19 protein-coding genes and 1 pseudogene are annotated in these 19127 nt (G+C 71.3%); 9 read left to right on the top strand and 11 right to left on the bottom strand.

What is annotated here, in order from left to right:
- Positions 1-8 precede the first annotated feature (8 nt).
- The 3 genes from OG989_RS22330 to OG989_RS22340 form a co-directional block, all read right to left on the bottom strand.
- Positions 9-848 carry a M55 family metallopeptidase gene (locus tag OG989_RS22330; protein ID WP_151453169.1) on the bottom strand — a complete coding sequence of 280 codons (840 nt, stop codon included), beginning with the start codon at positions 846-848 and terminating at the stop codon, positions 9-11.
- Between the two features lie 56 nt (positions 849-904).
- Positions 905-1855, bottom strand: coding sequence for a hypothetical protein (locus tag OG989_RS22335; RefSeq protein ID WP_327028317.1), 951 nt, complete (start codon positions 1853-1855; stop codon positions 905-907).
- 85 nt (positions 1856-1940) lie between these two features.
- Positions 1941-2759: a CPBP family intramembrane glutamic endopeptidase gene (locus OG989_RS22340; protein WP_327028318.1), complete on the bottom strand. Its 819-nt coding sequence runs from the start codon at positions 2757-2759 to the stop codon at positions 1941-1943.
- 963 nt (positions 2760-3722) lie between these two features.
- Between OG989_RS22340 and OG989_RS22345 the strand changes: the two genes are divergently transcribed.
- The 4 genes and pseudogenes from OG989_RS22345 to OG989_RS22360 all read left to right on the top strand — a co-directional run bounded on the left by OG989_RS22345 (position 3723) and on the right by OG989_RS22360 (position 5239).
- Positions 3723-4253, top strand: coding sequence for a pyridoxamine 5'-phosphate oxidase family protein (locus OG989_RS22345; RefSeq protein ID WP_327028319.1), 531 nt, complete (start codon positions 3723-3725; stop codon positions 4251-4253).
- Between the two features lie 29 nt (positions 4254-4282).
- Positions 4283-4468, top strand: coding sequence for a hypothetical protein (locus tag OG989_RS22350; RefSeq protein ID WP_192581286.1), 186 nt, complete (start codon positions 4283-4285; stop codon positions 4466-4468).
- Positions 4469-4746: 278 nt separating this feature from the next.
- Positions 4747-4908: pseudogene (locus tag OG989_RS22355) on the top strand (DUF4158 domain-containing protein); the annotation flags it as partial.
- Between the two features lie 73 nt (positions 4909-4981).
- Complete coding sequence (locus OG989_RS22360) at positions 4982-5239, top strand: helix-turn-helix domain-containing protein (protein ID WP_225852000.1); 258 nt, start codon at positions 4982-4984, stop codon at positions 5237-5239.
- Here the strand turns inward: OG989_RS22360 and OG989_RS22365 are convergent.
- Together OG989_RS22365 and OG989_RS22370 are read right to left on the bottom strand one after the other, a co-directional pair.
- Positions 5182-5874, bottom strand: coding sequence for a class I SAM-dependent methyltransferase (locus tag OG989_RS22365; RefSeq protein ID WP_327028320.1), 693 nt, complete (start codon positions 5872-5874; stop codon positions 5182-5184). The two genes, OG989_RS22360 and OG989_RS22365, sit on opposite strands and share 58 nt — an antisense overlap.
- 67 nt (positions 5875-5941) lie before the next feature.
- Entirely contained in the window at positions 5942-7921 is a 1980-nt protein-coding gene (locus tag OG989_RS22370) for a Tn3 family transposase (protein WP_327028321.1), read from the bottom strand.
- Between OG989_RS22370 and OG989_RS22375 the strand changes: the two genes are divergently transcribed.
- Positions 7920-8360 carry a hypothetical protein gene (locus tag OG989_RS22375; RefSeq protein WP_327028322.1) on the top strand — a complete coding sequence of 147 codons (441 nt, stop codon included), beginning with the start codon at positions 7920-7922 and terminating at the stop codon, positions 8358-8360. The genes OG989_RS22370 and OG989_RS22375 overlap by 2 nt on opposite strands.
- Before the next feature lie 215 nt (positions 8361-8575).
- On the opposite strand, the gene OG989_RS22380 is transcribed toward OG989_RS22375, so the two are convergent.
- Both OG989_RS22380 and OG989_RS22385 read right to left on the bottom strand, forming a co-directional pair.
- A complete protein-coding gene (locus OG989_RS22380; protein ID WP_327028323.1) occupies positions 8576-9166 on the bottom strand; it encodes a dihydrofolate reductase family protein in 591 nt (196 codons plus the stop codon).
- A gap of 66 nt (positions 9167-9232) precedes the next feature.
- Positions 9233-10072 carry a helix-turn-helix domain-containing protein gene (locus OG989_RS22385; RefSeq protein ID WP_225851995.1) on the bottom strand — a complete coding sequence of 280 codons (840 nt, stop codon included), beginning with the start codon at positions 10070-10072 and terminating at the stop codon, positions 9233-9235.
- A gap of 181 nt (positions 10073-10253) precedes the next feature.
- Between OG989_RS22385 and OG989_RS22390 the strand changes: the two genes are divergently transcribed.
- Positions 10254-10736 (top strand): NUDIX domain-containing protein, encoded by a 483-nt coding sequence (locus OG989_RS22390; protein WP_327028324.1) that lies wholly within the window; start codon positions 10254-10256, stop codon positions 10734-10736.
- Here OG989_RS22390 and OG989_RS22395 read toward each other — a convergent pair.
- Positions 10714-12561, bottom strand: a complete 1848-nt coding sequence (locus OG989_RS22395; protein WP_327028325.1) for an ABC transporter ATP-binding protein — start codon at positions 12559-12561, stop codon at positions 10714-10716. The two genes, OG989_RS22390 and OG989_RS22395, sit on opposite strands and share 23 nt — an antisense overlap.
- Positions 12562-12793: 232 nt before the next feature.
- On the opposite strand from OG989_RS22395, the gene OG989_RS22400 reads away from it, so the two are divergent.
- From OG989_RS22400 to OG989_RS22410, 3 genes are read left to right on the top strand one after another with little or no spacing between them, the layout of a single operon-like run.
- Entirely contained in the window at positions 12794-14002 is a 1209-nt protein-coding gene (locus OG989_RS22400) for an NAD(P)/FAD-dependent oxidoreductase (RefSeq protein WP_151453180.1), read from the top strand.
- Between the two features lie 47 nt (positions 14003-14049).
- Complete coding sequence (locus OG989_RS22405) at positions 14050-14946, top strand: RNA polymerase sigma-70 factor (RefSeq protein ID WP_327028326.1); 897 nt, start codon at positions 14050-14052, stop codon at positions 14944-14946.
- A 52-nt stretch (positions 14947-14998) separates the two neighbouring features.
- Positions 14999-15766 carry an MBL fold metallo-hydrolase gene (locus OG989_RS22410; protein ID WP_425855286.1) on the top strand — a complete coding sequence of 256 codons (768 nt, stop codon included), beginning with the start codon at positions 14999-15001 and terminating at the stop codon, positions 15764-15766.
- Between the two features lie 40 nt (positions 15767-15806).
- Here OG989_RS22410 and OG989_RS22415 read toward each other — a convergent pair whose 3' ends face one another.
- The 3 genes from OG989_RS22415 to OG989_RS22425 form a co-directional block, all read right to left on the bottom strand.
- Positions 15807-17267: a hypothetical protein gene (locus OG989_RS22415; protein ID WP_327028328.1), complete on the bottom strand. Its 1461-nt coding sequence runs from the start codon at positions 17265-17267 to the stop codon at positions 15807-15809.
- A 90-nt stretch (positions 17268-17357) separates the two neighbouring features.
- Entirely contained in the window at positions 17358-18038 is a 681-nt protein-coding gene (locus OG989_RS22420; protein WP_327028329.1) for an ABC transporter ATP-binding protein, read from the bottom strand.
- Positions 18035-19054 carry an ABC transporter permease gene (locus OG989_RS22425; protein ID WP_327028330.1) on the bottom strand — a complete coding sequence of 340 codons (1020 nt, stop codon included), beginning with the start codon at positions 19052-19054 and terminating at the stop codon, positions 18035-18037. The genes OG989_RS22420 and OG989_RS22425 overlap by 4 nt, the downstream gene beginning before the upstream one ends.
- Between the last annotated feature and the right edge of the window lie 73 nt (positions 19055-19127).

Below are 19127 nucleotides of genomic sequence, written 5' to 3' on the forward strand. Positions count from 1 at the left end.
GCGAGAGGTCAGCCGGGCTTGATCTGGCCGAGCTGCACCAGCAGCTGCACCCCCCGGTACACCTCGACCATGTCCTGCCCGGTGAATGTCACCGTACGCGCGCCGGGAGCGCGGGCGAAACCGGGCACCAGCGTCGCCTGGTCCACGGTCGTCGGGCTGTACAGGTCGACCTCGACGTCGACGGGCCCGGCGAGGGTCAGCGGCGGCACCTCGGCACGCCGTGCCACCGCCGTGGCGGCTGCCCGCCGAAGGCGCTCCTGGGCCTCACCGGGGTGCAGCGTCACCGCCGCTGCCTGGCCCAGCGCGCACTTCACCTCGACGGTCACCGCGTCGGGGACCAGGTCGCGCAGCTCGGCGCACGCGACGTCGTCACCGCTGAGCAGCACCACGGGCACGCCGAAGTGCCCCGCGACGGCGGTGTTGAGGCCGATCTCGCCCGCCGGCCGCCCGTTGAGGCGTACGTCGAGCACCGCGTCGCTCATGGTGTGGGCCAGCACCGCCGGTCCCGCACCGGCGCGCGCGTGGTACCCCACGAGCAGCAGCGCGTCGGCGCCCATCTCGAGGCCGGCGACCATGCTCAGGGGGCGGGGCCTGCCGCGGACGAGTCGCGCCCGGCGGTCGAGTTCCTCGGGCAGGATGTTGCGGAAGGGCCCGTGCGCGTCCGCCACCAGCACGTCGGCGTCAGGCTCCGCGTCGAGCACACCAAGGATGGCCGCGTTCACCTCGGCCGTCATCAGCCTGCGGGCACGCTCGTAGTCGTAGCCACCCGGATTCGTCTCGGTCGGGTGGACGATCCCCGAGATTCCCTCCATGTCGGCCGAGATCAGCACCGTGGGTTCCGTCGTCATCACCTCACCGTACCGACGCCGATCGGGCCGTAGGGGGCACCGCGAGCGCGCTGCGGTCAGCTCTGCTGGTAGTTCACCGCCGCGACGCCGCAGGGCGCGTGCAGGTGCAGGTAGTAGGCGCCCTCGCCGAAGTCCACGTCGGCTCCGCCGACCAGGCCGAGATAGTCCATCGGCTGCCGGCAGGCGGGGCAGTCGATGTGCTCGGCGTCCTGGATCCAGTCGGGATGGCCGCCCAGGGTGGAGCCGCCCTCCTGCCACGCGCTGGCCTCGAACGGCGTGGCCCGGCGGGGGCCGACGGCGGGAAGCACGGCCGGCGGGTCCTCCGGCTCGGTGGTGGCCGGCGCCCAATCCGGGCGGCTGTTGCCCGTCCACCAGACGGCGTCGCCGTCGGTCGTGACCTGGCAGTACAGCGTGGTGTAGCAGGCGCAGAGGTGGCAGGTCACGATTCTCAGCCGGCCGGCCCAGCCGGTGTGGGCCAGGACCTCGCCCACCTCGGGGGCGTCGGTGTCGAGGTCGGCGATGGTCCACAGCGGGGAGGCGCACCACGGACAGGTGGGGGCGCCGGCGGGCCGTGGCACCTCGTTCATGACCAATCGGTACGCCGAAGGTGCGCACAGCTCCCGGCGACTGCCGTCGGGAGCGACCGTCCAACCGGCCTGGTGGGCGTAGGCCAGCGCCCCGACGTGCAGTCTGTCGGCACCGGCCGGCGGCTGCTCCTGCCATCGCCGCAGGGCCTGCTCGGCGCGCGGGTCGCCGGAGTGCGCGAGGATGAGCAGCAGATGGTTGAGCCGGAGGGGGGACTGGCCAGCGTCGACGTCGTCGACGATCCGGCGGACCACGTCTCCGGTCGCGCCGCGATACAAGGTCGGCGGCCACAGTACGCCCGCGTCGAGCAGCAGGCTCAGGTGTCCGGCGAGGCGTGCCGGCTCGGCGGCGGCGATCTCGATCAGTTCCTCGAGCGCGGCGTCGTCGCCGGCCCCGGCCGCCCGGACCAGTTCCTCGATCATGGCAGCATGGTAGCCAGGGGGTACGTCGACCAGGCCTGGCGGCGTGCTTCAGGGGTGGCGGCGTCCCACACCGCGTGGTGCCTGTTCAGGCGTTGATCGTCGGCTTGGCGGTCGCGTTGCCGCGGATGAAGAACATGGCGACGACGGCGAACAGCATGAACCCGATCGTGGCGAGACCCGTGAGCGCCGACCAGGCGTCCGTTCCGCCGGCGTTGACGGCCTGGTCGATGCCACCGCTGGACAGGATCGTCGTCGGGTCGGTGATGCCGTGCAGGATGATGGCGGCCCAGATCGTGCCGGTCACGCGCATGACCAGGTACATGCAGACGCCGAAGCAGAAGGTGTAGACGATCGTGATCGCGACGGTCGAGAGCCGCATGCCGGAGAGCAGGTTGACCGAGTGCATGAGGGCGAACAGCAGAGACGACACGATCGCGACGAACCGTTCGCCGTGTCCGGCGTCGCGCAACATCTTGACGGCGAGTCCGCGGGTGGCCAGCTCTTCCGCGACGCCGACGCACAGACCGAGAAGAGCGATCAGCGCGATCTGCTGACCGCTCCAGTTGCTCCAGTTGGTGGCCCCGACATGGCCGATGACCGCGAGGAGCGCCAGCACCGGCCCGATCCACATCCAGCCACGGCCGCGGATCGGTTGAGGTCCGAAGATGGCCCGGAGCCAGCCCACCCGCCAGGCGAAGGCGATGAGGGCGGCCGCGCCGATCGCGATGGGCAGCACCAGGGCGAGGAAGATGCTGGCCGGGTCGGCGAGCACGTTGTCCTTGTCGATGTCGTCACCGGCCAGCACGCCGACCAGCTGTCCGACGGCAAGGAAGAAGACGAGGTAGGCCCCGACCAGCAGGAACGCCTTCCACGTCGCTGGTCGGTTCCAGAAGGTGGCGGTCACGATCGGAGTCTGTCAGAGCGTTGTTGCTGCGGGGAATGACTCGTGACACTGGTCAGCGGGGTTTGACCGCGGTCCGGGCGCTCGGTTCCAGTTGCGCTGCGTAAGCCGACCCGTCTGAACGCCTTGCCTCAACTCACCTGGAACGGGACGAGCGCCCCTCCTCGTGGATTATCGGATTACCGGTAACGATAAACCAGTAAAGAGTCGTCGCGAAGCGGGCAAATCGGTCGCACATCATAATGACTGTTATGTGCGACCGTTCGACGGGATGCGGGTGCCGGCTGGCCTTCTGTCCTGGCTCGGCGCAACTGATGCGGGTCGGGAGAGGTGATGCCATAGCGTCACCGGGGTGGGTCTGCTGTTGGTGCTGGGCCCTCCGCAGCCGCGTCCGAAGAGCCTGCGCCGTGCTACCCGGAACGCAGCGGCGTGAGCGCCACCGCGCTGACGCCGGAGAGTGGGCCGCGGCGAAGGAACGCGGTTTACTGCTCGAAGTGTCTGTGGAGCAGCTGTTGCCGTTGATGAATGCGGCCGGCGGAAACCAACTTCCGATCTTGGGTCAGCTTGACCCCATGGCCAGATGGCGTACTCAGCCGTGAGGATCTGCCGCAGCTCGACGCCGAAGTGGACCGTCTGGAGGCAGCGGCGGGAAACGACGTGGAGCGTGGGCTGGCGGCGGCGCTACGGGCGTTACTGGGTTGTTGGTAAGAACGGCGACACCAGGGGCCAAACAGTGGATCTCGGTAGGTGGTGTGGGGCTCGGCGCATGGGCGTCTGTGCTGGCGTCCCGTTAGGGGATCCATGGCCGGGCGTCCTGCCGATGACTACCGGGGCGGTGATGTCCGCAAGACAGAGAAAGAAATATGACACAAGGTGTCAGCCTTTGGGTCGAGTATGGCTTTACCGGTCGGCGTCGATGGCGCGGACTGGGCACCACGGATACATATGGGATAGATAAGGACCTCCATGCGCGAAACTTCAGAAGATCTCCAAGAGCTTCAGGCCCTCCTTGACGCCTCTCTCTCCCGTTCCACCTCGCACCTCCGCTCGATCATCAAGGCTGAAAGCACACTGACCGCGGAGCAGCTCACCCAGGTCCTCACCGGTATGCGCACCCTCGCCCTGTCCACCGTGACGGCGAAGGGCGAGCCACGGATCAGCGGTGTGGACGGGCACTTCCTGCACGGGAAGTGGCACTTCGGCACGGCGCGCAACGCCGCCAAGGCGCGCCATCTCGCGGCGCGGCCCGCCGTCAGCGCCGCGCACCTGCGCGGTGAGAACCTGGGCGTGTTCACGCACGGCAAGGTGGAGATCCTCAACCCCCAGGACGGCGAGCCGGCCGCGGACTGGCTCGACCTGCTCGCGTACTTCAAGGACTTCTACGGCGACGACTCCTTCGACTGGGAAAAAGACGTGGTCTACTACCGACTACATCCGCACTGGATGACCGTCTACGCCCCCGACATCGCGAAGCTCACTGCGGCGTCCCAGTCCTGATCCGGCTGGACTACCACAGCGACCTGATCGTGGTGAACACCCCAACCATCCAGGAGGTCGTCAAGACCGTCCGCAGGCTGCTGATCCTCAACCGCCGGCAGATATCGGCCCGCCGGGGGCTGATCATCACCGGCGGCGCAGGCACCGGCAAGACGACCGCCATCACCCAGCTCGGCCGCGCCCACGACCTGTCCGTCGCGCTGGCAACCCGATGACCGGCCCGCGGGTCCCGGTCGTCTACGTCACCGTTCCACCAGCGGCGACACCCCCGCATGCTCGCCGTTGAGTTCGCCCGATTCCTCGGCCTCCCCCTGGCATCCAGGTCCAACCTGCCGGGCATTCGCTCTCAGAGCGCCACCGCGACGGGAGGGAACGTTCACGCCACCCGATCCCGGGGTTGAGGAAGATCGGTACAGCGGTTAGCGGTAGCGATGATCTTGGTTAGGGGTCTGCCCAAGCAGATGAAATCGACGTACGTTGTTCCGCTGTGCCCGTGGAGTTCTTGTCCGATGACCAGGTAGCCGCGTACGAGCGGTTCGTCGGTGACCTGACCCGTTCGGAGCTAGAAGGGTTCTTCCTGCTCGACAGCACTGCCTTGGACCTCCTGGCGAACAAACGCGGCTCGCACAATCGGCTCGGCGCGGCGTTGCAGATCGGGACAGTGCGTTTCCTGGGTCACTTCCTGACCGAGGATCCCCTCGACGTGCCGTGGTCCGCGGCAGGCCCACCTGGTCAAACTGCACGCCGCGGGCGAACACACCATCGCCGAGCTGGCCGAGTTGTTCGAGGTTTCGCGACCTACCGTCTACCGCGTCCTCGAACGCGCCACCGCCGTCGGCACCCCCAGGTCTCGCGCTGACCCGCAGCGCGCTCCTGCTCAAACGACTGCACCGAGCACGTATCGGCGTACGAGTTGCAGTGAGCGTCGTCAGGGCCGGCGTAGGCGCAGGGCTACGAAGCTCGGGCGCTCGGTCAGCCGCTCGTAGCGCTCCAGGTTGATAGCGCGCAGCGTCTCGACTGCCCTCGGCTCGACCAGCCGCTCCAGCACGAACCCGGCGTCGAGCACCTCGGTCACCAGAGACTCAAGGGTCATCCGCTGGAAGCGCATGGTGATCCCGTCGGCCACAGGGAACTCGACCCAGCTCTCATCGAAGTACGACCCGCCGAAGTACCCCCAGTCCGACACCGGATGTGTCGTCGACAGCAGGAACCAACCGCCCGGCCGCAGCACTCGCCGCACCTCACCGAGGAACCGGGCCCGGTCGGTCAAGTGATGCAGTACCAGCGCGCAGACAACCCCATCGAACGACGCATCGGCCGCGAATGCCAGCGGCGCGTCCAGGTCGTGCTGCTGGACTTCGGCGCGGTCGCCGAGCAAGGCCTGGGCGTGCCCGACCAGCGTCGCGCTACCGTCCACAGCCACCACCTCGGCTCCCCGGCCGACCAACGCGGCCGCATAGTGGCCGCCGCCGCAGCCGGCGTCCAGGATCCGGAGACCGGCAACGTCGCCGGCGAGCGTCAGCATGGCTGGCCGGTCCGTGTAGGCGTTGTGCGGACCGTCGGCGGCGTGTGCCGCGAAGAAGTCACCGGCCTGGTCGTGATACGCGTGGGCTGCGGGCATCCGGGAAGCTTGCCCGGGTGGTAGCGCGGGCCGCAACCCGAATCGGGCCACACGGCACGTCAACGGGTCAACCTGCGGCGGCGTCGGGATCGCGAAGCGGCCGCAGTTTCTGCTCGGTGCTCGGGGCAGGGAAGCTGTAGCGGCCGAACATGTTGATGTGGGCGTAGCCGAGCGGGGAGAGCCGGGCGGCGTCTTCGTCCCGGACCGGGTAGCCCTGGCCGCGGAGCACGTTGACGGCTAGGTCGATGTAGCGGGTATTCCAGAGCACCACGGCGTTGAGCATGAGCCCGAGCGCGCCGAGCTGGTCCTCCTGCCCGGCCCGGTAGGGCTGCATGATGTCGCCACGGTGCCCATGCAGGATCTTGCGGGCCAGAGAGTGTCGGGACTCGCCGATGTTCAGCTGCCGGGTAACGGTGCGCCGGTAGGTCTCGTCCACGGGGTCGACCATGGCGAGCAGGTGCAGCGTCTTCGCGATCCGGCCGTACTCGGCCAGAGCCTGACCGAGCGGGGTTGGATGCCCGTCGCGGGTCAGCATGCGCAGCAGGTCGTAGGCGCGGACCTGGTTGGTGACCAGGGAGCAGGCCACCCGCAGCATGTCAGGCCAGTGCGTGATGATCCGGTCGAGGTTGACCTTGTTGCGGGCGATCGCGTTCAGCGGGCCGTAGTCGCCGGCGGGCTGGCCCGGGATGTCGGCACGCCAGAAGCCGGTGCCGCCCACATCGGCGATCCGTGGGGAGAACCGGTAGCCCAGCAGTCGGAATAGGCCAAAGAGGATGTCCGAGTAGCTGGCGGTGTCGGTCGCGACCATCTCCGGCTTGGGCCCGGCGTCGAGGTTCAGCAGCGTGTCCAAGATGCAGAGGCTGTCGCGGACGGTGCCGGTGACGATGATCGCGCCGAGGCCGGCGAACCGGTCGTTGACCGCGATCAGCCAGGTGATGCCTCGCTTGTAGCCGAAGAACCGTGGGCTCGGCGCGGCGTGGATCGACTGCACCGGCACCCGGAAACGCAGCCCGTCGGCCGAGGCGACCAGGCCGCCACCCCACAGGTCGGTGATCCCGATCCTGGCCTGGTAATCGACCAGGCGGGCGTTCGCTGCGGCGTGGGAGTCCGGGCGCACGTAGCTCTGGTCGACGTGCGAGCGCCGGTCGCGCGTCAGCGCCGGGTCGCCCGGACGGATCACCGGGACCAGGCCGACGTTGCAGGCGTCGGCGACCAACAGCCCGGCGACCGTGACCGGCAGCTGCTCCATGCGGGTGGCCAGCCCACCCACGTGGGTATACGCGTCGAGCATCCCGGTCCAGGAGTGCACGTCCATCAGCAGCTCGGGCAGGTCGACGATCGGCATCATCGCGTCGACCCGGCGGTGCAGGTCGACTAGCGACGGCGGGTCGCCCAGCTTCTCCAACCGTTGCACCGACAACCGCGTCCTGCCGGTATCGCCATCGGGCACCCGCACGCTGGCGTCCGGGCCGGCCTCCTCGATCCGCTGGGCGAGCAGCCGCCACCCCGCGTCGAGCGTCGTGGCGTACTCGGCCAGGTGCTCCTCCACCGGCGCGGTCAAGCCCAGACCCGCCAGGACCTCGCCGCGAACCGCGCTCCAATCGGCACCGTCCAGCAGCCTCGCCCGCGGGTCGGCCCAGCGCAGCGACGGGTCGGCGAAGATGTCGCGCCGGCGCAGCGCCGCATGTAACAAGGTGAGCAGGCACATCACGTACCCGTCGCGGTCAGCGGCGCCATCGAGGGCGGGGTTGTGCAGCACGGCCCGCCGCCACATCGGTGGCACCAACGCCATGTTCAGGTCTGCCTCGGTCAGCGGCTTCTGATCCACCCGCCGGCGCAACAGCCCGGGAACCCGGCCCCGGATCTCAACGAGCAACTCGGTGCCGGCCGGCGCCGCACCCAGCGGCAACTCCTCGGCCAGCAGCCGGACGAACGGGCGCACGACCCGGTACCGGGCGGCGATAGCCTGCCGGTTGCCGGCCTCCCACGAATCCGGATCGGGCACCAGCTCCGCCACCGTGGCCACCGCCTCCGCGACCGCGGTCATGGCGCTGCACAGCGTCGTTCTTACGCTGGTGCTTCCGTTGTGGATCGCCGCCCAGACGTCGGCGCCCCGGGCGGTGGTATCGGCGGTTCTGGTCACGAACGCCATCCTGACGGTGCTCCTGACAGTCCGGATCAGCGCGCAGGCGGAGAACGCCCTGACGGCCGCCCGTGCAATGCGTCGTGCTGGCTTGGTGCTGGCGGTGGCGATGCTGCTCTATCCGGTATCCGCCTGGCTCGGCACGGGCGGCAGTGTTGTGCTGCTCTTGCTCGCCACCGTGGTCTACACCGTCGGCGACTTGTCCCACGCGACTGCTGCCGCCGACCTGGCCTACGAACTGGCCAGGCCCGACGCGCTGGGGCAGTATCAGGGAGTCACCAGACACGCCCTGGGTAGCCATCCGCCTCATCAGACTCCAGCAGCGCCCGTTGTCAGCCGGTGAGGGCTACCGCTGTTGGCCTGGCCAGTAAACATAGCGGGCGTTAAGTACCTGGTTGGTCGAGAAGTGAAACCTGTGCGAGCTGTTGCTGGCGATCGGCCAGGGACTCCGCAGAATTTGAAGTCGGGGTGTCGGTAAGACTCGTGCAGCCAGGTACACGCGATTGAGTACGCCCAGGTCAGCGGTGGCCCTGCTGATCAGTGGTGAGACGTATCCGCTCAGGTCGGTCGTCGGTGCACCCGATAGCGCAGGTGAAGCACCCGGTTGCCCTGGATCACCACGTCAGGATCCTCCAACAGGTGCTGCGCGTGGACCGACCCGAAGTAGCGCCTGCCGGACCCGAACACGACGGGCACGACGTCCATGCGCACCTCGTCGACCAGGCCCGCGGCAAGCACCTGGCCACCGACGTCGCCAGCGGCGACCTCGACCATGCGGTCACCCGCAAGCTCCTGCGCCTTGGCCACCGCTGCCTCGACGCCATCGACGAAGTGGAACGGCGCCTCGGGGTCCCAGCCGTCGGGCTTCGGCCGGTGCGTCACGACGACCACGTGGTCGACCCCACCCGGAGGCTTCCCGTCCCAGCCGTCCGTCATGTCGAAGACCCGGCGGCCGACGATTGTCGCCCCGATCTGGTCCCAGTACGGCCGGGTGTAGTCGTAGGACGTCTGCGACACCTTCAACTCGCCGCTGGAGTCCAACGGCACGTCACCGCTGGACAACCAGTCGAACAGCGGTCCGGGCTGGTCATTCTCGTCCGCGACGAAGCCGTCCACCGACACCGAGCTGTACATGACCACCTTGCCCACGCGGCTCTCCTCTGCTTCGGCGTGCCCCCAAATTAGCGTGTCGTGAGCTGTTGCTCTTGTAAGAAATCAATCGGCCGGCAGTGGCCAGCCGTCCAGCACGTGGCCGGGATGTTCGCGCAGGAACCGCCGCCGGACTTCGACGTACCGGGTCGGTGTGAGCCCGGTGAACGCCCGGAACTCGTGGCCGAAGTGGGCCTGGTCGAAGTAGCCCGCGCCACCGGCGAGGTCGCCCCAGTCGATCGGTCCGGCGGGGTTGATCGCGAACACGGTGGCGGCGAAGCGGTGGGTGCGGGCCAGCCGCTTCGGCGTGACGCCGATGAGCTCCTTGAACCGCTGTGCCAGATGAGTGCTGCTGACACCGGCTGCCACGCTCAGGTCGCCGATCGCCACCGCCCCGCTGGTCGCCGCGATGACGCTGCTCGTGCGGCGAACCAGCCCGAGGCCGGCGGTCTCGCACAGCCGTCGCATCAGCTCCTCCTCGAGCAGCGTCAGCATCTCGTGCGGTCCGCCCGCCGTGGCCAGCCGGTCTCGCAGCTCAGCAATGGCGGGCCGGCCCCAGACCTGCTCCACCGTCACCGGCCGGTCGCACAGCTCGGCCGCGGGCATCGGCAGGAACGGCGCCAGCCCCCACGGCTTGAAGTGCACGCCGACGGACCGGGTCTCCGGCGGATAGCCGAACTCGAAGGCGCGGGTGGGCATGGTGACCACGCAGCCGTCGGCGTACTCGGCCGGCTCGATGTCGATGCCGGCGCGGATACGGAACGGCGCCCCGAGGTTGACGATGAGCAACGCCGCCGGCATCGGCGGCAGCGCCAGCCGGGCGTACGGCGACGCACCCTCCAGGTAGTAAAGGTCGTCGATCAGCCCGTCCAGCGGCGGTCGCGGCACTCTGGACACGTACTCCACGCCCACAGCATCGCCGATCCGCCGGCATCGTGCGCCGGGACGGTCCAGCCGCGCTGCCGCCGGAACGGGCGAGCGTCCGGCGTCCCGTTCCACGCGACTACCCTGGCGGTGCCGCGCCTGACATGCGGGCGCTGGATGGCGAGCGGTCGGTTGTCGGCCTCGGGTTCGGAAGGGGAGCTAAGTGGTCGCGCAACGGCTGCGGGTCGCCGCGTACGGCGTGTGTCTGCGGGACGGACATCTGCTGCTTGCCCGGTACGTGTCGCCCGACGGGTCCCAGCGACACTGGACGCTGCCGGGTGGGAGGGTCGAGCACGGCGAGGATCCGTTCGACGCGGTCGTCCGCGAGGCGGCCGAGGAGACGGGCTACGAGGTCCAGGTCGAGCGGTTGCTCGGTGTGGACTCGCGGGCGAGGTACGTCGAGTGGGGCGGCCCCGACGGCGCGGAGCTGCACAGCGTGGGCGTCTTCTACCGCGTACGCGTCACCGGCGGTGAGCTTCGTGACGAGACGGGCGGTTCGACCGACCTGGCGCGGTGGATCCCGATGCCGCGGGTGGGTGCCCTGGAGCGGTCCGTCGTCATCGACGTCGGGCTCGAGTTGCACCGCCGGGCGCCGCTGACCGGGCACGTGGAGCCGATCGAGGTCACCGGACCGCTGCGGCACTGACCGAGGCCGTGCCGAGGAATCCGCCGGACTGCCGCGACCACAGGTCCGCGTAGAGCCCGCCGCGTTCCAGCAGCTGCGCGTGGGTGCCCTGCTCGGCGATCCGGCCGGCGTCGAGGACCACGATCCGGTCCATGCGGGCGATGGTGGAGAGTCGGTGGGCGATCGCGATCACCGTACGGCCGGTCATCACCTCGCTGAGCGTGCCGTGGATGGCGGCCTCCGCCTCGGAGTCGAGCGCGGACGTGGCCTCGTCCAGGACCAGGATCGGCGCGTCCCGGTAGAACGCGCGGGCCAGCGCGATCCGCTGCCGCTGGCCACCGGAGAGGCGCACGCCCCGTTCGCCGACATGCGCGTCCAGGCCGGTCCGACCGTCCGCGTCCCTCAGCGTGGCGACGAACCGGTCGGCGGACGCCCGGCGTACCGCTGCTTCGACCCGTGCGTCGTCGGCGTCGGGGCCGGCGATGTTCTCCCTGACCGAGCGGTGCAGCAGGGTGGCCTCCTGGGCGACCATGGCGATCTGGCCGCGCAGGCTCTCCTGCGTCACGTCCGTGATGTCGGTGCCGTCGATCATGATCGTGCCGGACTCCGCGTCGTGGAACCGCAGCAGCAGCCCGACCAGCGTGGACTTGCCCGCACCCGACCTGCCGACGATGCCGACGCGCTCACCGGCGGCGACGTCGAGGCTGAGCCGGTCGAGCCCGCCCCCGCCACGGCCGTAGTGGTGGCTGACCTGCGCGAAGGTGATGGCACCACCCCGTACCCGCAGCTGGGTCGCCTGGGGTTTGTCCGCGACCGCGAGCGGTTGCGCGACGGTCCGCAGGGCCCGCCGGAGCGCGCCGACCGACCTGAACAGCGACGACACCGCGTCCAGGAGCCACTCCGCCATCGCGGTGATCCGGAAACTGAGCGCCAGCGCGGCCGCGACGAGACCCAGGGGCGCGGCATCGGTACGCCAGAGCGCGATCCCGTATCCGACCAGTCCGACGAGCAGCGCGCTGCTCAGCGCCATCATGGTGCCGTTGATCGTCACCTCGACCCGCTGCAGGTCCAGGTGTGCGCGCCTGGACAGCGCGAACACCCGGCGGTCGTGTGCGGTGCGGCTGTCCTGGCCGCCGAGCAGCGCGAGCGTGTCGACGTTGCCGTACGAGTCGACGAGCAGGCCGGTCAGCGCGGACTCCGCGTCCTGCAGGCGCTCCGACGCGCGCCGGTAGCGCGGCACTATCCACCGCATGAGCAGCGCGTACGCCAGTATCCAGGCCCCCAGTGGGAGCAGCAGGCGCACGTCGATCGTGGACATCAGCCACACCGAGCCGGCGATGTAGGCGATCACGAACACCAGCGTGTGGACGACCGAGTACGCGGCGGTGCTGGCGGCATCGCCGCCGTCGCGTACCAGGGTGGCGATGCGTCCGGCGAGATCGGCGCGGAACCAGCCGACGGACTGCCGGGACACGTGCCGGTGTGCCCGCCAGCGGGCTAGCGGGCGGGCGTTGGCGCGGAACGCGATGTCGTCCAGCGCCTCGCCGATGACGTGGATCAGCGGCCGGACCAGCAGCACGAACACGGCGACGGTGAGCAACCCGGTGCCGTGGTCGGCCCAGAGCCGGTCCGGGCTCGCGGCGGCGAGCGTGTCGACGAGGCGTCCGGCGTACCCGATGAGCCACACCTCGATCGCGGCGGCCAGCACGGTGGTGGCGACGGCCGCCGTCACGACCGGTCGTAGCGGTCGGAACTCCTCCAGGAGGAACCGCCGGGCGCCGGCGGCCGGGGTGCGGTCGTCGCCGGTCGGGAAGGGATCAACAGGGTTTTCGAACAGACCGAACACGAAGTGCCTTTCCGGCGGTGGAGACGGATAGGGAACCGGGGAAACCGCCGGACGTTCTCATGATCGATCTCCGCTTCGTGTCGGTGGGTGTCCTCGCGAGGCTAGGCGACATCGCGGCGCGCCACCTTCCTTTTTCGTGCCGGGGCTCGGGCAGTGATCTGGCCCACGCATGTCACAACGGTCGGTCACGCGGTGTCTTGAGACCGAAGGCCCAGGAAACGGAGGAGACACCATGAACGGGAACACCGATGTGATCGTGATCGGCGGCGGGTACGCGGGCGTCATGGCGGCCAATCGCCTGACCCGGCGCGACGACGTGACAGTGACCCTGATCAACCCGCGGCCGACCTTCGTCGAGCGGATCCGCCTGCACCAGTTGGTGGGTGGGACCGACGACGCCGTCGTCGACTACCGGGACGTCCTGGCCGGGCGCGTGCGGCTGGTCGTCGACAGCGTGACCCGGATCGACGCTGCGGAGCGCCGCGTGACGCTGGCGACGGGCGGCACGGTCGGCTACGACTACCTGGTCTACGCGGTGGGCAGCGGCAGCGCCGCCCCGGACGTGCCCGGGGCGGCCGAGTTCGCCTACCCGGTGGCGAGCCTGGAGGAGGCCCAGCGGTTGCGGCCCGTCCTCGCCGCCGCTCCCGCCGGGGCCCCGGTGACGGTGGTCGGCGGGGGCCCGACCGGCATCGAGACCGCCGCCGAGCTGGCGGAGGCGGGGCGCGCCGTGACCCTGGTCTGCGGTGAGGTGCTCGGTCCGTACCTGCATCCGCGGGTCCGGCGCTCGGTGGCCGCGAGGCTCGCCCGGCTCGGAGTGACCGTGCTCGACGGACCCGACGCGACGGTGACGGCCGTCGCCGGCGATGCCGTGCGGCTCGGTGGCGGTCGCCGGCTGCCGAGCACGGTGACCATTTGGACCGCCGGATTCGGCGTGCCGGACCTGGCCGGCCGCAGCGGGCTGAGCACCGACGCGTCGGGCCGGCTGCTCACGGACGAGACGTTGACGAGCGTGGACGACGTGCGCATCGTCGCGGCCGGGGACTCGGCGGCGCCGTCGGACCTGCCGTTCCGGATGAGTTGCCAGGCCGCGATGCAGCTCGGCCCGCAGGCCGCCGAGACGGTGCTCAGCCGGCTCGCGGGTGAGCAGCCCGCGCCGGTCCACGTGGGGTTCGCCGGCCAGTGCGTCAGCCTGGGGCGTCGCGCCGGCCTGTTCCAGTTCTCCCGCCGGAACGACACCGCGGTGCGACTGCACCTCGGCGGCCGCCCGGCCGCGAAGCTCAAGGAACTCGTCTGCAGGAGCATCATCTGGCAGTTGGCGTACGAGGCACGCAGACCCGGTTCGCTCGCCCTGCGGATCAAGGACGACACGCGCCAGCAGTTGCTGCGGGCCAGGCGCGTCGAGGCGACGGCCACCACCGCACGGGCGGCCCGGCCGTCATGAGAGCCCTCGACCACCGGGGGCCGACCGCGAAGGAGCGCAGGGGGGACATGAGCGACCACGGCACCGACGCGGCGACGGAGACCTTCGTCGCCCACCGCAACCTGCTCTTCACCGTCGCGTACGAGATGCTCGGATCGGCGGCCGACGCCGAGGACGTCCTGCAGGAGACCTGGCTGCGGTGGGTCAAGGTCGACATGGACCGGGTACGCGACCGGCGCGCCTACCTGGTCCGGATCACGACCCGGCAGTCGCTCAACCGGCTGCGCGCGATGAAGCGCCGCAGGGAGGCGTACGTCGGCCCGTGGCTGCCCGAGCCGCTGCTCACCGCGCCGGACGTGGCTCTGGACGTCGAACTCGCCGAGAGCGTGTCGATGGCGTTGATGCTCGTCCTGGAGACGCTGTCGCCGACCGAGCGCGCCGTGTTCGTGCTGCGGGAGGCGTTCGAGGTCGGCTACGACGAGATCGCCGCCGCCGTCGGCAGGAGCCCCGCCGCCGTCCGGCAGATCGCGCACCGCGCCCGCGAGCACGTCGACGCCCGCCGCCCCCGTCGGGTGGTCTCGCCGAGCGAGGCCCGGGCGGCGCTGGAGTCGTTCCGACACGCGATCGAGACCAGGGACCTGCGGGGCCTGCTCGACGTGCTCGCCCCCGAGGTCGTCCTGGTCAGCGACGGCGGCGGTGTCATGCAGGCCGCGTTGCGGCCGGTCACGGGCGCGGAGAAGGTGGCCCGGATGTTCTTCGGTGGTCTGAGCAGGCTCGACGGCGTGCTCACCGGCGGGCCGACCGTGGTCAACGGCAACCCGGCACTGCTCGTACGCCTCGACGGCGAGATCGACGGCGTGCTGGCGCTGCGTGTCGAGGACGCACGGATCACCGGCCTCTACTATGTCCGCAACCCGCAGAAGCTGACTCGCATCGGGTCGGAGACCCCGCTCACCCTGCGATGAACGGTCGATTACGGTTCCTCACGGCAGAGCCATCCCCCGACCGTGAGGAACCGTGGTGACCGACACCAGCACGACGACCGTCCCCGTCCGCGTCTTCGGCGGCCCGACCGCCCTCATCGAGTACGGCGGCCTCAGGTTCCTGACCGACCCGACCTTCGACGCCCCCGGCGACTACCCGCTGGGTCCCGGCATGGTCCTGACCAAGACGGCCCCCGCCGCCGCCGGCGCGGCCGACCTCGGCCCCGTCGACGCGGTGCTGCTCTCCCACGACCAGCACCCCGACAACCTCGACCACGCCGGTCGAGCCCTGCTGGCCGACGTCGCCCTGACCGTGACGACTCCCAGCGGCGCGGGTCGTCTCGGCGGCACCGCCCGGGGCCTGGCGCCGTGGGAGTCCGTCGAGCTGGAGCGCCCCGGCGGGGGCACCGTGACCGTGACGGGCGTGCCCGCCCGGCACGGCCCGGAGGGCTGCGAGCCGCTCACCGGCGAGGTCGTCGGGTTCGTCCTGACCGCCGCCGACCTGCCCACGGTCTACGTCAGCGGCGACAACGCCTCGCTGGACCTGGTCCGGCAGATCGCCGAGCGCTTCGGGCCGGTCGACACCGCCGTGCTGTTCGCCGGGGCCGTGCGTACCCCCATGTTCGACGGCGCGCTGCTCACCCTCGACAGCGCCCAGGCCGCCGAGGCCGCCCGCATCCTGGGCGCGCGGCGGGTCGTGCCGGTGCACGTGGACAGCTGGGCCCACTTCACCGAGGGGCGCGACGACGTGGTCGCCGCGTTCACCCGGGCCGACCTGGCCGACCGTCTCCAGCTCGGCTGAGCTGAGCGGCCGGCACGGAGCCGTCGGCGGTCGGGGCAGGTCAGGTCCGCGCGCCGCCGAGTCCGAGCAGGACGGCGAGGCCCAGGGCGCTGCGCGGGGCGTACGGCACCCGCCACAGTCCGCCGTGCGCGGCGCCGTACGCCTCGTCCTGCCACGGGTGCGGCAGCGCCGGAGCGCCCGTACGCAGGTGGTGCACCAGGAGCGCGGCCATCAGTGTGTTGCTGGTGGCCGGGTCGAACACCTCGATGCCGAAGCGGTGCGCACCGGCGTACGCGGCGGCCAGCGCCCGATTGCGCAGCACCGAGCGGGTGCGGGTGGGCGGGGCGACGGTGAACGACACGGTCGCCCCGCCGTCGCGGGCCACCGTGGCCCGCCACCGTTGCAGGCGTTTCGCCAGCGCGTAGTTGGGCCCTTGCTGGGGGACGAGGCTGTCGTTGACGCCCGGGTCGACGCCCGGCGGGTAGTTGCGGTGCAGGAGCCTGCCGCCGGAGGCGACCCGCAACGACCGGCGGACGACGCCGCGCGCCGCGTAGCCGCGTTCGGCGTGGTGCACCGCGTCGCCGGGGACGGCGAAGACGTCGGTGGGGGTGGCCAGGAACGCGAGCGCCACGTCGTCGCGGCGGTCCTGCAACCGGAGGGTGAGCGCGTCGACCGCCGTGGCGACCCGGACGTTGGTTGCGCCGTCGGCGTAGACGTAGTTGCCCAGCACGAGCCGGCCGTCGACGCCGAGCAGCCAGTCGGCCACCTGCGGAAGGTTGTGCAGCAGGTCGGCGCCGGCCCGGGCGGCCAACGCGCCGTCGTCGGGGTCGGTGCCGGCCGGGACGGGCAGGTGCAGCCGGCCGCCGCCACGGCGCGTCGTGTCCAGCAGACGCCGCCAGATCTCCGGGCGCGGCAGGTCGACCGCGACGACGTCGCCGCCCCAGCGCAGCACGGACGGCAGCGGGCCCATCTCCGCGCCCGCGCCGAGCACCACGATGCGCTGGTCGCGCAGGTCGAGCCAGTCCGGGTTGGCCATGACGGCGCGTACCGCCTCGGCGCAGGAGGGCTCGACGACGCCGGCGGTCACCCACGCGTCGAGCCGGCGGCGCAGCTCGTCGCCGCGCAGCCGCCGGCCCCGGTACGGCAGGGAGAACTCGCGGTCGACCTCGCCGGTGCCGGCGACCGTCGCCGTGCGCAGCGGCGCGACCTCGGTGGGCGCGTCGAACACCTCGCCGAGGCCGGTCTCGGTGCCGTCGGCGCGCACCACGGCCATCCGGCGGTGCAGCGAGGCGAGCCCGTCCCGGGCGATCGTCACCGCGGCCTCGCGGGAGAGCAGTCCGGCCTCGACGAGCCGCCGGAAGTGCCCCAGGTAACCGTGGCGCCAGTTCGTCTCGTGTTCCGCCGAGCGCGCGCCGACCGGATCGACGGCGCGCAGGGCGTCGGCGACGACCGCCCGCCCGAGCGTGGACGTACTGCGTCCCGCGTCGGTCTTCGGGAACACCACCCCGGTCGGACCCTCCACGCGCAACCGCCCTTCCTCGCTCGCCGGCCAACGGTGTCACTCTGCCGCACCGGGGGCCGCCGCGCAGCGCCGGACCTGCGGAGCGGGCGCTCAGACCGGGGTCGGCAGGCGCAGCCGGCCGTCGATCATCTCGGCGACCGCGTCGACGCGGTGCAGGTGCTCCCGGTCGTGGGTGACCAGGACGGTGGCGGTACCGCGCTGGCGGGTGAGGTCGGTGACCAGCTCGACGATCGCCGCGCCGCGCTCGTGGTCCAGCGCGCTGGTGGGTTCGTCGACCAGCAGCACCGCGGGATCGTTCATGAGGGCGCGGGCGATGTTGACCCGCTGGCGCTGCCCGCCGGAGAGCTGGTGCGGGCGACGGGCGGCCTGGCCGGTGAGCCCCACCGCCGCCAGCAGTTCGGCGGCGCGGGCGCGGCCGGCGCGGCGGGAACCGCCAGCGAGGTGGGCGATCACCTGCAACTGTTCGGCGGCGGTCAGCGAGGCGATGAGGTTGGGTTGCTGGAAGACGATTCCGATCTTCTCCCGCCGCAGCGCGGCCGTGCCCGCGCGGCCGAGCCCCGAGGTGTCGGTGCCGGCGACGAGCACCGTTCCCGAGTCGGGGGTGATCAGGGTGGCGGCCACCGCCAGCAGGCTCGACTTGCCGGAGCCGGAGGGGCCGATGACGGCGGTGGTGCTGCCCGCCGGCACGCACAGGCTGACCCGGTCGAGCGCGGTCAGCCGGGCGTCGCCGTCGGGGTAGGTCAGCGTGACGTCGGCGAGTGCGAGGCTCATCGGGCGCTCCCCAGGGCGATCAGCGGGTCGACGGAGGTGATGCGGCGGATGGACAGGGCGCCGCCGGCCGCACCGAGCGCGATCGTCACGGCGGCCGGGAACAGCACCGATTCGGCGGTGAGCGCGAACGGCACCGTGCCGGCCGCCGCGGCGCCGAGCGCGACCGCGAGCGCGGTGCCGGCGGCGGTGCCGGCGAGCAGCAGCACCAGGGCCTGCCCGAGAGCGTCGCGCAGCAGGTGGCCGGTGGTGGCGCCGAGCGCCTTCAGCACGGCGACGTCGGGGGCGCGCTGGATGGTCCACACGGTGAAGAACGCGCCGACGACCAGGGCGGAGATCCCGAACAGCATCCCGCGCATCAGTTGCAGCGACCCGTTCTCGGCGGTGTAGGAGCCGATCGCGGACAGCGCCTGCGTGCGGGTGACCGTACGGGTGCGCAGGTGTCGGTCGGCGGCGGCCAGGTCGGCGTCGCTGGTGGTGCGCAGCGCGACGACCGTCGCGGCGTCACCGTTGGCGACGGGGGCCAGGACCTGCCAGTCGTGCAGGTCGGTCCAGATCACCGGGGTGTGGCTGTGGGAGGCGTCGCCGGCCACCGCGTCGACGGTGAGGCGGTGTGTGCCGACGGACACGGTCTGTCCGGGCCGGGCGTGCAGCGCGTCGGCCGCGCCCCGCGACAGCACGGCCCGTCCGGTCGCGAGGGTGGCGGGTGCCAGGCCCGAGCCGGACGGGACGCCGAACACGGACAGCGCGGCGCTGCGCTCGCCCGCGTCGACGCGGGCGGTGGCGATTCCCAGCGGCGCGGCGGCGCTCACCCCCGGGATGTCCTGCCAGCGTAGCCACTGCTCGCGGCTGACGGTGGATTCGGTGAACGAGAGCTTCTGCCCGTCGGCCGGGGCGGAGAACACCAGGTGGTCGGCGGGCAGGTCGCTGATCGCCGAGGTGCTGCCGCGTCCCAGGCCGGCGGTCAGCCCGGACAGCAGGACCACCAGCAGCGTCATCAGCGTCACGACCGTTCCCATCAGGGCGAAGCGGCCCTTGGCGAACCGTAGATCTCTCCACGCGACGAACACGATCGCATCAGCCTTCCGGTAG

Origin of the sequence: Micromonospora sp. NBC_01740 (assembly GCF_035920365.1) — a bacterium.
GTDB classification, from domain to species: Bacteria; Actinomycetota; Actinomycetes; order Mycobacteriales; family Micromonosporaceae; genus Micromonospora; species Micromonospora reichwaldensis.